Annotated in this window: 12 protein-coding genes; 4 read left to right on the top strand and 8 right to left on the bottom strand. The window is 42.3% G+C overall.

The features are described 5' to 3' along the window. Window positions 1-356: 356 nt before the first annotated feature. From AC4PGZ_RS12550 to AC4PGZ_RS12525, 6 genes are all read right to left on the bottom strand, one after another. The gene (locus tag AC4PGZ_RS12550) at window positions 357-2,093 is read right to left on the bottom strand and encodes an IS1182 family transposase (protein ID WP_492157822.1); all 1,737 of its coding nucleotides are present in this window, start codon (window positions 2,091-2,093) and stop codon (window positions 357-359) included. A 139-nt stretch (window positions 2,094-2,232) separates the two neighbouring features. Continuing rightward, the gene (locus AC4PGZ_RS12545; protein WP_492158956.1) at window positions 2,233-3,060 is read right to left on the bottom strand and encodes a beta-keto acid cleavage family enzyme; all 828 of its coding nucleotides are present in this window, start codon (window positions 3,058-3,060) and stop codon (window positions 2,233-2,235) included. Further along, on the bottom strand, window positions 3,050-4,360 hold the full coding sequence (locus AC4PGZ_RS12540) for an MFS transporter (protein ID WP_492158954.1): 1,311 nt from the start codon (window positions 4,358-4,360) through the stop codon (window positions 3,050-3,052). The genes AC4PGZ_RS12545 and AC4PGZ_RS12540 overlap by 11 nt, the downstream gene beginning before the upstream one ends. Window positions 4,361-4,473: 113 nt before the next feature. Further along, on the bottom strand, window positions 4,474-5,409 hold the full coding sequence (locus AC4PGZ_RS12535; protein WP_492158952.1) for a cyclase family protein: 936 nt from the start codon (window positions 5,407-5,409) through the stop codon (window positions 4,474-4,476). 55 nt (window positions 5,410-5,464) lie between these two features. Continuing rightward, window positions 5,465-6,385 carry a 3-hydroxyacyl-CoA dehydrogenase family protein gene (locus AC4PGZ_RS12530; RefSeq protein ID WP_492158951.1) on the bottom strand — a complete coding sequence of 307 codons (921 nt, stop codon included), beginning with the start codon at window positions 6,383-6,385 and terminating at the stop codon, window positions 5,465-5,467. Between the two features lie 18 nt (window positions 6,386-6,403). Further along, window positions 6,404-7,189: an SDR family NAD(P)-dependent oxidoreductase gene (locus AC4PGZ_RS12525; RefSeq protein WP_492158949.1), complete on the bottom strand. Its 786-nt coding sequence runs from the start codon at window positions 7,187-7,189 to the stop codon at window positions 6,404-6,406. Window positions 7,190-7,369: 180 nt separating this feature from the next. On the opposite strand from AC4PGZ_RS12525, the gene AC4PGZ_RS12520 reads away from it, so the two are divergent. Next, complete coding sequence (locus AC4PGZ_RS12520) at window positions 7,370-8,824, top strand: IS6 family transposase (protein ID WP_492157960.1); 1,455 nt, start codon at window positions 7,370-7,372, stop codon at window positions 8,822-8,824. A 298-nt stretch (window positions 8,825-9,122) separates the two neighbouring features. Here AC4PGZ_RS12520 and AC4PGZ_RS12515 read toward each other — a convergent pair whose 3' ends face one another. Next, window positions 9,123-9,470: a cupin domain-containing protein gene (locus AC4PGZ_RS12515; protein WP_492158948.1), complete on the bottom strand. Its 348-nt coding sequence runs from the start codon at window positions 9,468-9,470 to the stop codon at window positions 9,123-9,125. Between the two features lie 368 nt (window positions 9,471-9,838). Between AC4PGZ_RS12515 and AC4PGZ_RS12510 the strand changes: the two genes are divergently transcribed. The 3 genes from AC4PGZ_RS12510 to AC4PGZ_RS12500 all read left to right on the top strand — a co-directional run bounded on the left by AC4PGZ_RS12510 (window position 9,839) and on the right by AC4PGZ_RS12500 (window position 12,536). Beyond that, the gene (locus AC4PGZ_RS12510; RefSeq protein WP_492158947.1) at window positions 9,839-10,288 is read left to right on the top strand and encodes a winged helix-turn-helix transcriptional regulator; all 450 of its coding nucleotides are present in this window, start codon (window positions 9,839-9,841) and stop codon (window positions 10,286-10,288) included. Between the two features lie 143 nt (window positions 10,289-10,431). Continuing rightward, window positions 10,432-10,800, top strand: a complete 369-nt coding sequence (locus AC4PGZ_RS12505; RefSeq protein ID WP_492158945.1) for a BlaI/MecI/CopY family transcriptional regulator — start codon at window positions 10,432-10,434, stop codon at window positions 10,798-10,800. Beyond that, complete coding sequence (locus tag AC4PGZ_RS12500) at window positions 10,797-12,536, top strand: DUF5301 domain-containing protein (RefSeq protein WP_492158944.1); 1,740 nt, start codon at window positions 10,797-10,799, stop codon at window positions 12,534-12,536. Before AC4PGZ_RS12505 ends, AC4PGZ_RS12500 begins: the two co-directional genes overlap by 4 nt. Before the next feature lie 83 nt (window positions 12,537-12,619). On the opposite strand, the gene aspD is transcribed toward AC4PGZ_RS12500, so the two are convergent. Next, window positions 12,620-14,263, bottom strand: a complete 1,644-nt coding sequence (aspD, locus tag AC4PGZ_RS12495) for an aspartate 4-decarboxylase (RefSeq protein ID WP_492158943.1) — start codon at window positions 14,261-14,263, stop codon at window positions 12,620-12,622. Window positions 14,264-14,274 lie beyond the last annotated feature (11 nt).

Genomic DNA, 14,274 nt, shown 5'->3' with positions numbered 1-14,274 from the left:
TCAATCAGGTGCTTTTTATATTGAATTTGAAAACATGATAAACTGTACTTAACAAACCCTACACACACAAAGATGAATGTGTAGTATTTGTTAATAGAACGGAGGGATAATATGTTTGATTACAATTACCTGAAAAATATCTTTGTTGATAATCAAGGAAAAACAAAAATGGGGCTGTCGGAGAATAACGTTTTTTGGCTCATAAGCTCTAATAATTAAAAATCCCAGATTATTCAACATCTACAAGAATGTAGAGAATCGAATAATCTGGGATTTTTTTGTTCAATTTTAATATTTATTGTATGGCAAAAAAAGCCATGTGATATTTGCTCATGACTTATAAAAATCCGATAGGATTAAGCTATTTTTGCTTCATATGTCTTAATTATTTCTTTTGAGAAGCGATAATACTTATTTAAATTTCTGCCTATAGCATACAAAAAGAACTCTTTATGTACTTTTTCAGATGTCCGGTGATTAAATCTTCTAAAATTATCATTTTCTTTGATGTCTCCAAAATGACCTTCGGTCTGAATGGAACGTATCTGACGATACAAGATACCTTTTTCACTTTGTACATTATTATTGGACTCTGTCTTTAAGGTTTCCCAAAGCAGATTTATCTTCATAACTTTGTTTTTGTGGATATCTTTTTCTTCGTTGTATTTATACAAACAGTGTGGCTTAAACTCGCATCCGCTACAATCTTTGCAAGCGTAGACTTCGAAATTACTTCTGTAACCATTATGGTTTCTGTATTCAGAGCGTTCATATTGAAGTTTCCGTCCATCTTTACATATGAAATGAACACCGTTTTCTGTAATTATTTTTTCCATATTATAAAACTTGCCGGGATCGTTCTTGTACGCCCTGGTTTTCATCTTTTCATGCATTTGAAGTTTTATGTATGAATCTATGTTATTGTTTTTAAGGTAAACTAAGTTAGCTTCACTGGAATAACCACTATCGGCTGTTACTTCCTGCGGAAATTTTTTAAGATACTTTTTATGTTTTTCAAGTACAGGAATAAGTGTATTATAGTCCGTTCTGTCATTGCTGATGTAAGTATGGATAATAAAATAGTTTTCAACTGCAATTTGAACGTTGTATGCTGGTTTCAACTGTCCATTTTGCATATGATCATCTTTCATACGCATAAAGGTTGCTTCTATATCTGTTTTTGAATAACTATTTCTATCAGTTCCCATAAGCTTGAAATGTTCTTTATATTTCAATAGTCTTGTTGAAGCTTCTTCAATTGCCTCATAGAGTTTTTGCAGCTCGCTTTTTTTATTTCTCTTTCCATGAACAAAGAGAATTTTTTCTGCGTCAGCAATGCGACTTAAGTTTGCTTGAAGCTCAATTAATTTCAATGGACATATATTCCCAATTTCAATGATTGAGTTGTTTGAAATCTTTTCCAGATTTAATGATTTTCGCTTTCTATTTCTAGCAATAATATCCTTAACTTTATCAATTCCTTCCACAACAAACATGGTTTCTAAAGGTAAGTTATAGGCTTTGTGATAATTTTGAGATTCCAGAAACTGATTATATCTTAGGTACAGCCTATCAACCGTATCCAGAAGACCTGCTAAATGATAATTTACAGTTCCTCTCCATACAAATGTATATCTATTTGCATTTGCTTCAATTTTAGTGCCGTCTATAAATAGGGTTTTTAAAGTAACGAGTCCCTTCTTTTCTAATATTCGTATGAACTGGTAATGAAGATCTTCGAGTATTTCCTTTGTTAATTTTTCATTTAAGAAAGCATAGAAAGTATCTCTTTGAGGCTTTTCGCCTTTTGTCAGCCAAATAAAGGCTATATCTCTTTCGCAAAGTTCTACAATGCGGTCAACAGCTCTAATTCCTCTCATATTTGCGTAAAGCAATACTGCAAATAACATAATAGGGTTATAGCCTTTTCTTCCCTTGTTTGAGTATCTAGCCAGCAAGCTAGAAAAATCGAAATCCTCCAATATATTTATTAGGGTATAGACTGGATCGTCAGCAGATAAACCTAAATTGTAAAAATTAAAATTAATAACCTGTTGTCCTTTTTCAAAAAATTGGTTATAATATTGTTTCATGAGTAGTTATATTTTATAATATAACGGAAAGAGATGGCAATATTATTTTGTCATCTTTTTTTTTTGCATTAAAAAAAGCGAACTAGTCGCTTTTTTCTTTGGGGGTTATTTCCCGACAGCCCCATTTTTGTTTCTTCTATTAGAGTCCAAGTATCTCTCTTGCCTCTGCAGGTGTTGCCACCTTGTTTCCTGCAATCCTTACTATGTCAGCCGCTCTTGTAACAAGCTGAGCGTTTGACTCAGCAAGCTGTCCTGCTGCAAAGTACACATTGTCTTCCATTCCTACTCTCAGGTGTCCGCCCATGGCTACAGTAGCAAGCATTATCGGCACGTGTCCGTTTCCGATTCCAAGCGCTCCCCATGTAGAGCCTTCAGGGATAAGTCCCTTGAGGTAAACAAGGTTCTCGATTGTAGCTGTAGATCCGCCTGCAGCTCCAAGCACAAGCTGGTAGTGGCACGGCGCCTTAAGGAAGCCTTTTTTAAGATAGTAAAGCGAGTTGTAGATCATTCCTGCATCAAATATCTCTATCTCAGGCTTTACTCCTGATTCCTGCATCGTGGTTCCAAGCTCTTCCAGGAATTTTGGATGGTTTATGAAAAGCCCGCTGTGCATCCAGTTCATTGAGCCGCAGTCGTATGATGCCATTTCCGGTTTCAGCTCCTTCAGGTGAGCCTGTCTTGTCTCATCTGTCGCATTAAGGTCTCCTGAAGTAGTGCAGTTGATTATTATGTCGCAGTCCTCGTAAGCACGGATAAGGTTTACTGTCTCTCTGAATTTTGCAGTATCCATCGTTCCGTTTCCTTCATCGTCTCTCATGTGAAGGTGGCATATTGCCGCTCCTGCCTTCCAGCATGCGTATACATCCTCAGCGATTTCCTTTGGAGTCATCGGTATGTTAGGATTGTTTTCCTTTTTTGGCCATGCACCTGTTGGCGCAACTGTTATTATGGTTTTTTTAATTGACATTTTCAAGCACCTCTCCTGATTTGATTTCTTCCGTATGGAAGTCTTTGTTGTATTTATGCTCATCAACTATCGATATAAGCGCTATGTTGACAAGTATAAGCACTATGTTAACTATATATCCGCCTCTGAGACTTCCTGTGAGCGCAAGTGATGCTCCGCTCAGCGCAAAGTTCATTGCAGTTATAAGCCCCTGGATAGGGAATATTACGCTGTTCACCTTCTCAAATCCATGACGTCCGAATATCGCTGCCGGAAGCGACGTCGTAAAGTTTGCAGAACCTCCGATTGCCATTCCTATCATGAATATCGAAACGTATACAAGCGGCATGAACTCAGTAACGTTGCACGCGAGCGCTACTGCATACCATACCCCGAATATCAGCATGGATTTTTTTGTTCCCCATTTCTGATCGATTGCTCCAAATCCCCACGATCCCACTACTCCGATGCAGGCAAGTATGGTCATAATGCTTACTGCCTGAGCCTGAGTGAATCCAAAGCTCATATTCCTTACGACAAGCTGAGTCATTATTCCTACAGTAACCAGCTGATAAATACCTGTCGTTCCTGCGGCCAGCCACAGTTCCTTTGTCTTAAGCAGCTTTGCTGTAGTCCAGCCTCCATCTGCGTCTGAATCCCCTGTAAAATATTCTTCTTCATACTGTCTTTTGTTTACATCGTCCGGATACTGACCTTTTTCTCTAGGGTCATTTCTTATGAATACAGCTCCGATTCCGCCAAGTATCATTACTCCAATGGCCGGTATCATTACTCCCTGCGCAAGTCCCCATGCTCCTACAGTAGTACTTATAAGCGGTACATAGAACGCAGACGCAAGGTTGTGGCCCATAGTCGTATAACCCATTACGATGCCCTTTTTCTTAGGGAACCATTTTGCAACAAGCGTACCTCCGGCTATGTATCCGCCTGACATGGATGAACCTGTAACAAGGCAAAGACATACAGTATATAATACAAGGCTGTTCGAAAGTCCCACTCCTATGTATGAAAGTCCTGCTATTATCATGCATATCGCCGATGTGTATCTTGATCCTATCTTCTGGTTGATCTTTCCGAATATGATAAAAAATATGAATCCTACAAGCCCTGCAACAGTTCCCATGCTGAGCACGGTTGAATACTCTACCCCTGACTTTGCTGCAAACGCAGGCGCTACAATGTTGCTTCCGTCATTGACCATTCCAACATAAAACCAGAACATCGCCGCACAGTATATTATCACTCCCCAGCTCGACTTGCTGAATTTAACGAGAGACTGCGAATTATCCTTTTTTGGCATAAAATTAGCTCCTTTTCCTTTTAATTTTAAAGTTGGCACTTGCCCTGCGAATATTTTCACAGGGCAAATGCTGTATAAAAAACTGATTTCAATTATAATCTTTTGCTTATATCTTACAGTCCGCCGTAAGTGTAAGTCCTGTCCGGCACGTCATTAAGCTCGTCTTCATCTATCTCAGCAACGCATCTTACCATAGATCCGTCTCCCATGAACCATCTGATCGGGAAGCAGTTGAATCTGAATCTCTTTCCAGAAACCTTGTCAAGATCTCCACCAAGGTTCTCAACTCCTACTATTCCGTGTCCAAGCATCTGCTTGTGGCATGGCTCCCATGTTCCCCAGCATCCTATTTCTTCAAGGTCGCCAAACTTTGCGTCATAAGCTTCCTGGCCGTGGATTCTGATGTACTCGTCCTTGTCAAACTCAGCATATGCCTCTTCGCCAAACTTCTCCTTGTATTCCTCTGTTATAGGTCTTCCTGATGCTCCAAGAAGGTTAAGTCTTGTTGCTCCGTTGTTGCCCATTGCAGTGTGAAGAGGGTGGTCAAGCGCCTGCATGTCCATAGCCACGCATTTTACCTTGTGCTTTACAAACCACTTTCCAGCATCCACGCCTGTTCCGCATGAATAGTGGTAGTAATCCTTAGAGTCATCGAACTTGCGGTGCATTCCTGTGTTAAGGCATACAACCATTCCCTCAAGCTCTTCAGGCTTTATGTTTGCTCTTTTGCAAGCATCATCAAGGTGCTCACCAGTTATAAGTCCCCATTTTTCAACGTTTATCTCAAGACAAACTGCATCACCTGTGTAAGCATCTACAGGCATTTCATGAGTGTAACGAGCACGTCTTCCGTCAAATTCATACTCCATTACGTGACGCGGTGCATCGCAGTGTGTTCCTGTATGCTGAACGCAGTCTATTCTCTGAGTAAGTACTCCACCTTTTGCAAGTGAATGCATTGAATCGATAACCGGCTTTACGAAATATGGCCATCTTGGTATGTCAGCGCTGAACGGATGTGTTAAATCAACAAATACTTTCTTTCCCATTTTAATATCCTCCTGATAATTTAAATTTTAATTTTTACAGTTTACATTTGATTTTCTAATAAAGCATGTCTATCAGATACTCTGTAAGCTCCTGCTTCGATTTCTTTATGCTCTCCGATGTCCACTCCTGAAAACCGCTTCCAGTCTTGAATCCAAGCTTTCCAGCGTCTCTGAGCTCCCTGAGCAGCGGTGAAGGCTCCTTTGATGACTCGAGGTCCTTCAGTATATAGTCATGGATGTTGAATGTAAGGTCTGTTCCTACCATGTCAGCATTTTCCATAGGTCCAAGCTGAGGCAGTCTCAGTCCAAAGCTGTATTTCACAGCCTCATCCACAGTAGCGGCATCCGCTATGCCGTTTTCAACGATGGATATAGCCTCTCTCCATAGAGCATGCTGCATCCTGTTCGCGATAAAGCCTGGAACGTCCTTCTTGCAGAGTACCGGCTTTTTACCAGCCTTTCTGAGGACATCCATGGTAAGTTCAACCACCTCATCGCTCGTATAATCCGACTTTATGACCTCTACAAGAGGAATAAGATGTCCCGGATTCCAGAAGTGTGCTCCGACAACCCTTTCTCTGTTAACACATTTTGCGGCAATTTCTGTAGGACTCATTACAGATGTGTTGGTTGCCAGGATAGCATCTTTTCTGCAGTAATTCTCTATTTCGGCGAACAGATCCTGCTTGGTTTCCATTACCTCAGGTGCGCATTCAATTATAAAGTCAGCGTTCTCTGTAGCCTTTTTTAAATCCGTCTCAAATGTTATCCTCGAAAGAACCTCTTCTTTTTGTACTCCAGTTATTACATCACGGCTTACCATGATGTCCAGATGTGCTATTATAGGGTCATATCTGTCATCTTTAAGAGTTCTTGTCCTCAGCGTAACATTAAGATCCGGAGACATCGCAAATACCATCGCAAGGGCATTTCCCATCATCCCTGCTCCGATTACAGTTACATTTTTTATTATCATATTTCCTCCATCAAGGCCTTAGTTTGCCCAGTATCCGCCGTCAGTCGCAAGATTTGCTCCAGTTATGAAGTTGCTCGCATCAGAGGCAAGGAATATGCAGGCTCCCGCAAAATCACTTGGCTCTCCAAGTCTTCCGATTGGCAGACGAGTAAGGAACTTTGTCTTTGCAGTATCATCATGGAACATCCACTCAGTAAGCTCACTTCTGAAAACTGTAGGGTTTATAGTGTTTACATTGATTCCATATTGTCCCCACTCACATGCAAGCGACTGAGCCATAAGGTCGATTCCAGCCTTTGCTGTGCAGTATCCAGTATAACCCTTCATTCCAGCCTTGCTCCTTGCAGAAGAAACCAGAATTACTTTTCCGCCTTCGCCCTGCTTTACCATCTGCTCTCCAGCATATTTTGCAAAAAGCCATGTGCCCTTTACATTGGCATCCATGATTTTTTCCCACTCCTCAACAGACTGCTCAAGGATAGGCTTTGGCGCATTGAATCCGGCAGCAGTAACAAGTACATCCACTCTTCCAAATTTCTCCACAGTAGCTTCAACTACCTTCTTTACGTCTTCCTCATTCACAGGATCTCCAACTGAGTAAGCACAGTCGATTCCTTGAGCCGTCATTTCCTCATAAAGAGCCTTGAGCTTGCTCTCTCCTCTTCCTGTAAGCATAACCTTTGCTCCCGCAAATCCGTATCCGCCTGCAACCGCGCTTCCAAGCGCTCCTGCAGCTCCGGTAACTATAGCTACCTTTCCGCTTATGTCAAACATGTTCTGTACAAATTCTCTCTCTATTCTCATCTTATTTCTCCTGTTCATATATCGGTAGTGTAAAGTTTTACACCCCTATTTTATTTAATATTGCTGTATATTCAAAGGTTTTCACTGTTTTTTAAATAAAAAAACAATGACCCCCCATTTTCTGATATAATTTGAGTTACCACACAACAAATAAAACAGAAAGGCAAGGGTGCCATTGTTATGTCTCAAATTATAACTCATTTACTACATGTAATTCAATACCAAAATCAACAAATTCGATTTTTAGTACTATTTATTTCAAAATATATTCCATTAGGTCAGTGGGCGCATGACGATACCCACTCACCAAAATATCAAAAATTCAAGACAGACCAACTTCCAATAATCCAGCCATTCATCAAACAGGACTGGCAGTTTCTTCTGTCATACTACGAATCGAAATATCAGAAGAAGATAAAACCAGTTCAGCGCAGGAACGGAAGAACCATACCAGAAGAAATATCATGTCCAGTATGCAATGCTCCGCATCACTATATTTACGATAACAACGGAGACAACGGCCAGTACCAGTGCAAGATATGCAGCCAGACATTTTCCACCGGAAAAAGAGTTACCAAACCATTAAAACTCAAATGCCCTCATTGCAGTCACAGCCTTGTCCCTAAAAGAGACAGGACCTTTTTTAGCATACATAAATGCACCAATCAAAAGTGCAAGTACTATCTCAACAACCTGAAAAAAGTAGATCCGGAAAACCTAGATAAAAAAGAAAAATACAAATACAAACTCCATTACATCTACCGGGAATTCACCGTAGATTTCTTTGAGATGGATTTAAAATCCCTTCCAAAGAACTCATCCTCACTGAAGTTTAGAAAACAAAACGCACATATCATGTCCCTGTGCCTTACATTTCATGTTAATCTTGGACTCTCATTACGAAAAACAGCCCAGGCCCTTGAAGATCTTTACGGAATAAGGATCTCCCACACAATGGTATCCAACTACTGCAGAACAGCTGCGCTTTTAATCAAGCCATTCATAGATAGCTACCCTTACGAAAAATCAGAAACATTTATCGCCGATGAAACCTACATAAAAGTACGAGGCATCAAAGGATACATCTGGTTTATCATGGATGCCGCTTCAAAATCAGTGATAGGCTACCAGGTATCAGCAAGCAGAAGCGTAGGCCCATGCATACTGGCCATGAGAAAAGCCTTCAGAGGAATCCACAAAGTAACAGACAACTTCAAGTTCATAGCAGACGGGTACAGTGCCTATCCACTCGCCGCACAGCAGTTTTCCCTTCAGGAAAACCCCCTGGAATTTGACATCACACAGGTCATTGGGCTTGCAAACGATGATGCAGTATCAAAAGAATACAGACCATACAAGCAAGTAGTAGAGAGATTAAACAGAACCTTCAAAGAAACATACAGATGCACCTGCGGCTACGACAATTTTGAAGGAGCAAATTACTCCGTGTCACTGTGGGTAGCCTACTACAACTTTCTGAGAAGACACTCCAGATTTAACAATCAGGTATTAAATACACACGAAATGCTTGATAAAGCAGAAAACATGCCCGGAAAATGGCAGCTGCTAATCTACCTTGGGCAACAAAGCATACTGAAAATGCAGGAAGAAGCCAAAGAGAATCAAGCCAGTTGACCATCAAAATCAATACATTGATTTTGGCTTGCCCTTGAAATTGAGAAAAATGATGCTAAACTAAAAATCCAATCCCACACAAAAGAGAAACAGCATTATTTTTTGAAAATTCAAGGGTGGTTAAGATCCTTTTGTTGTGCAAAAAAAACCGAATTCAGGTGCTTCGCACATCATTATATTTTAAAGATCGGATACAAAATCTGGCAATCCTTTTAAATCGCTTTTTCATAACGAACTTTACACTACCCATATATCTGAAAATTTACCCCCCGGTCAAATTTCCCCTGCCTGATTCTGCCTATTTCGGATAGTTTATTATAACCAGCATGCTCGCTGCCTTGTTGCTCTCATTTATAAGGTGTCTTCCCTCATTTGGCGGGAATGACATCGAGTCTCCTGCCTGAAGCACATATTTAGCGCCTTCCTTGTCAGTCACGGTCATCTCACCTTCAAGCATGTAGTATACCTTCTCAAGAGGATTGTCCTCATATGCATACTCAGCTCCTCCTCCTGGAAGGAATGTAGAAATACCTACCCAGAAATTCTCAGCTCCAGTCTCTTCCTTTCCATGGATCCTCATTGCCGTCATCTTGAAATGATTCGGCGCATCATAAGGCTTCAGATCTGCCAAAGTTCTCTTAATCATCTTTTCTCCTTTCAAAAATACATCATACTATGTAGATTCTTTAAATTTATGCACAACGTTTTCTTTGTTAAAAATAGTATAAACTCCGCCCAAAAATACCGCAATACGAACAATTTTGTAAGCCAGTAACCTATTGGTAAGCACTAACCTTTTTGTAACTTCGCTGTAATTGCAGTATTTACGATGTTTCAATCATCTTCAATGCCCTAAAGTTATCAAATTAACAATCTGAAAAATTTTAAAAATTTTTTATCCAGAAAAAATATAGACCCTCCGCACAGGTTTCCGGCAGCCACAATCAATTTGAATCCGGGCCCAAAATATGGTATAATAAAAACACTATAATAGAAGAAACAGGAGGCGCTTATTTGAACCAGGAAGATTTCAATAATCCAGTCAATCCATATCATTACATAACGCACTGCATCGGCGGAAAATGGAAAATGACCATACTCCATCACATACATACATACGGCAGCATCAGATTCAACCATACGCTGAGGACCCTTCCCATATCAGAAAAGGTGTTCAGCCATCAGCTGAGAGAGCTGGCAGAAGACGGCCTCGTTGAGCGCATACAGTACAACACGATACCTCTCAAGGTAGAATATGTGCTGACGCCTCTTGGAAAAGAAGTAATCCCGGCACTCGACATCCTGTATATATGGAGCATAAAACAGATGGACAAAAAAAGTATCCCCATAGACCCGGACGCATTCATCGTGCACATGGACGACATATACGTATCCGAGCTTGAGGATATCATGAAAAAGAATAAAGTCGATTTCAGCCTTCGTCCCGATAAAGACGAGGAGTAATAGAAGACAACCCCAATCCAGATTTAAATTCCGGAAAGGGGTTGTTTTTTCCTCCCTGAATCATATGAATCTGCATATTGACACTCCTGTCTAATCGTGTTAGACTGTTTTCAGTCTAATAACATTCGACAGGAGGTTTTTATATGGAAAAATACAAGCTTGGTGAGATGGAGCAGAAATTCGCAGACCTCATATGGGAAAATGAACCCATAAGCTCCCGTGCGCTCACAGAGCTGTGCGAAAAAGCATTCTCATGGAAGCGGACTACAACATATACCATGCTCAAGCGTCTCTGTGAAAGAGAAATATTTCAAAATGACAGCGGCGCGGTAACCTCGCTTATGTCCAAAAGTGAATTCGGAGCCGCTCAGGGCGAGCAGTTTCTGACTGAAACATTTGACGGATCGCTCCCACGGTTTCTGGCAGCCTTTACCCGAAGAAAAAAACTCAGTGAAAAAGAAATAAAAGAAATCCAGAAGCTGATCGATGATCACAGGGAGGTGCACCAATGATGGAAAAGATGTTTCTTCAGGTCCTGAACATGAGCTTTACAGCAAGCCTGGTAATAGTTTTTGTTCTGGCAGCGAGACTGTTTTTGAAAAAAGTCCCCCGGGCATTTACCTGCGCCCTGTGGTCAGTTGTCCTGTTCAGGCTCATCTGCCCGTTTTCATTCGAGAGCATGTACAGCCTTCTGCCTGTGAGGACAAATCCCATATCACCCGATATTGCATATATGCAGGCTCCACAGATAGATACCGGGGTTGCATACATCAACAATTCCGTAAATTCCCTGCTCCCCGCATCTGCCCCATATGCCAGCGTAAATCCTCTTCAGATCTGGATTTATACAGGAAGCCTGCTCTGGATTACCGGCATTGCGATACTGATTGCATACAGCCTCTTCTCACTGGCACGTCTTCAGAAGCGCCTGAGAGATTCGACGCTCCATGAGGAAAATATATTTGTTTCAGACAAAATAGATACCGCCTTCGTCATCGGCGTCTTCCATCCGAAAATATATCTGCCATGCAACCTTGAAGATGAAGAGCTCAGATACATACTCCTCCACGAACAGACTCACATAAGGCGATTTGACCATATAACAAGACTGCTAAGCTTCACAGCTCTGTGCCTGCACTGGTTCAATCCGCTTGTATGGGCCGCATTCTCTTTCAGCAGCAGAGATATCGAGATGTCCTGTGACGAATCAGTCATCCGCCAGCTCGGCAGCGGCATAAAAAAAGACTATTCCGCCTCGCTGCTGTCAATCTCGACAGGAAAAAGACCTTCAGCAGCCTCACCGCTTGCCTTTGGTGAAGGGGACACCAGAGAAAGAATCAGGAATGTGCTGAATTACAAAAAACCCGCATTCTGGGTAATCGGTGTTTCGCTTACAGTAATTCTGATCATCGGAGCCGGACTGCTTGCAGATCCAAAAAGTGAGCCTGTCATGCTTGCGCCTGATGACAGCATATCCAGCATAAATATCCAGCAGATTGACGGGGGAATAAGCTCCCAAGCCATTAATATATCTGATAAGGCTGATATAGAGCTCATTGTCCATGCCCTTAAAAACACCCGCAAAACCCTTCGTGATTCAGTAAACGACTATCCAGATGTAGAAAGCTTTTTGCAGCTAGACATGGTCGGTTCGACTTCGCAAAGGTTCTATTTATACAATGACGGCAAAAACAGCTACATCGAACAGCCTTACATCGGGATTTACAGAATAGATGACAGGAACAGCAGTGCCATTTCAGATCTCTATGCCTCAAAAACAGAAGCTCTGCCGCAATATGATGCTGCAGGCTTGTGGAACGCAAAGACAGAATATGTCGGAAACAGTTCCGCTGTCGGCAGACTTGTGTACCTGCTTCCTGTGCCGGATGGTCTTAAATATGACCATATCAAACTGCAGACGTCTATCCGGCCATATGGAATCAGCATATACTATCGCCTTACAGAAGGATCAATTGACAAATATGACACCCCGGATTCTACGGCTTCAGGCCTTTTCAGGAAAAACGCCCTGCTACTTCTGTCACTCGTTGACAATGCAGGGAAAATCAGCGCCGTGATTACAGACGGAGAACGTGAGCTTGAGTTCATAAGCGACCGCGAATGGGCCGACTCCATAGCTGGCAGGGATATCCGCGAATATGCCGCAAGTACTCAAACGCTCCAGCAGCTGATTGAACTCGACAGAGAGCTTATTGACCGCGGATATATGGATGATCATAAGAAGTAATCTGATAAAAAATCAAACAACCCCAATCCAGATTCAATTCCGGAAAGGGGTTGTTTTTGCATGTGAATATCACATTATATATTTTATTTTTCTGCTTTCAGCTTGCTCTCTCTCCACCTTGTCGCATAGGTCTCCAGCACGTTCAGGAGATTTTCGCCAATCTTTGAATATAATTCATCACGCAGATTCGCAAGAGATATCCTTATAGACCACTCCGGCGCATTGAATCCGCTGCCGTCGAGCAGGACTATCGAAGACTGCTCCGCCAGCTGTATCAGGATGTCCACCGGCTTGTAGTTCTGCTGAAGATACGCTGCAAACTCGTCATTGTAGTTCCTGTTGGCCCATTCGAGAAGGTCAAACTGGGTATAGTAAGCTGCATCATATGGATCTTCCTTTATCTCAATACCCAGACCGTCAAACAGAAGCTTCTTGCGTCTTCGGCATATATCATTCGTCAGCTTCTTGTATCTGTCGTCCTTGTCCACTATCGCAAACAGCGAGAAGAACGCCATCTGTACCTGCTGAGGGGTAGAGAGCCCCGCCGTATGGTTGAGCGCAACCTGGCGGCTGTCCGCAACTATACGGTCTATGAAAAGAATGCTGTCCGGATCAGTCGAAAGCCCTGCGTATCGCTTCCTCGCCCTCTGCTTCCTGTCCTCATCCTGCTCCCTGATCAGCTTGTCGAATACATTGTCCTCATAGAGCGCTATCGTCCCGAGGCGCCATCCAGTAACCCCGAAATACTTTGAATATGAGTAGACACCTATCGTGTTGTATGGCAGATCTGCCATTATCGAAGTAAAATCATCCACAAAGGTGCTGTATACATCATCCGAGATTATCATGAGATCCGGATTGAAATTCTCAACCACATGCTTGAGCTGCCTCACGCTCTCAGGCCTCATCGCAACCGAAGGCGGATTGTTTGGGTTTACCACAAACAGAGCCTTTATGGACTTATCCTTAAGCTTGTCTATCTCGCTCTGCGGATACTGCCAGGTATGCCTTCCCTCCTCGTCCACCTCGTCTGCGCATATATTTATTACCTCGAAGTTGTACCTCGGAAGATGCGGGATCTCTAGATATGGAGTGAATATAGGTGACATAAGAGCTATCTTGTCACCCTTTGACAATATGTTGTTTGCTATGAGGGAATCGAATATGTAGCACATCCCCGCAGTAGCGCCTTCCACCGCAAACGTATTGAACCTGCCTTCAAGAGGCTCATTATAGCACAGCTCCTGAATCAGGTAGTCATTTACGACGAGCTCCACATGACGGAGAATCCTGTCCGGGAAAGGGTAGTTGTCCCCGATTATCCCGTCAACGAGCTCATATATCCAGTCATCCGCATTGAAGCACTTGACCGTCACCCCGTAATTAATCATCTTCCAGAGCAGCTCTATCCCTGGCGCATCAGGATGGTTTTTCACATAATCCCTGAAGCGCACCGCGATGCCTTCCTTCCTTGGCATCCCCGCCAGATCCCCTTCATCCCAGACTCTTCTGCTTTCAGAAACCGCAAACTGCCCGAAGGTGAAAAATGCTTCCCTTGGCGTCGCCGCTATCCAGTTTGGATTTCCTCTGCCCGCATCCAGCAGTGAATGCGCGCTTCCTCTTCTTGAATCCTCCGCAAGATTTATTAACTTGTCCTTGAGTTCAAAAGGGCTTATCCTGCCATATACCCTCTCGATTTCCTCTCGCTGCAAACTTGTGTTATACATATGTCTGTCCT

It is taken from the genome of Proteocatella sp. QWL-06, from assembly GCF_058684135.1.
Note: the sequence above shows the minus strand (reverse complement) of the source record. Positions and strands in the feature narration are given on the sequence as shown.

What these genes read in the sequence shown, in the direction of transcription:
- AC4PGZ_RS12550 (WP_492157822.1), bottom strand. Translation starts at nt 2,093, where the DNA reads ATGAAACAATATTATAACCAATTTTTTGAAAAAGGACAACAGGTTATT.
- AC4PGZ_RS12545 (WP_492158956.1), bottom strand. Translation starts at nt 3,060, where the DNA reads ATGTCAATTAAAAAAACCATAATAACAGTTGCGCCAACAGGTGCATGG.
- AC4PGZ_RS12540 (WP_492158954.1), bottom strand. Translation starts at nt 4,360, where the DNA reads ATGCCAAAAAAGGATAATTCGCAGTCTCTCGTTAAATTCAGCAAGTCG.
- AC4PGZ_RS12535 (WP_492158952.1), bottom strand. Translation starts at nt 5,409, where the DNA reads ATGGGAAAGAAAGTATTTGTTGATTTAACACATCCGTTCAGCGCTGAC.
- AC4PGZ_RS12530 (WP_492158951.1), bottom strand. Translation starts at nt 6,385, where the DNA reads ATGATAATAAAAAATGTAACTGTAATCGGAGCAGGGATGATGGGAAAT.
- AC4PGZ_RS12525 (WP_492158949.1), bottom strand. Translation starts at nt 7,189, where the DNA reads ATGAGAATAGAGAGAGAATTTGTACAGAACATGTTTGACATAAGCGGA.
- AC4PGZ_RS12520 (WP_492157960.1), top strand. Translation starts at nt 7,370, where the DNA reads ATGTCTCAAATTATAACTCATTTACTACATGTAATTCAATACCAAAAT.
- AC4PGZ_RS12515 (WP_492158948.1), bottom strand. Translation starts at nt 9,470, where the DNA reads ATGATTAAGAGAACTTTGGCAGATCTGAAGCCTTATGATGCGCCGAAT.
- AC4PGZ_RS12505 (WP_492158945.1), top strand. Translation starts at nt 10,432, where the DNA reads ATGGAAAAATACAAGCTTGGTGAGATGGAGCAGAAATTCGCAGACCTC.
- AC4PGZ_RS12500 (WP_492158944.1), top strand. Translation starts at nt 10,797, where the DNA reads ATGATGGAAAAGATGTTTCTTCAGGTCCTGAACATGAGCTTTACAGCA.
- aspD (WP_492158943.1), bottom strand. Translation starts at nt 14,263, where the DNA reads ATGTATAACACAAGTTTGCAGCGAGAGGAAATCGAGAGGGTATATGGC.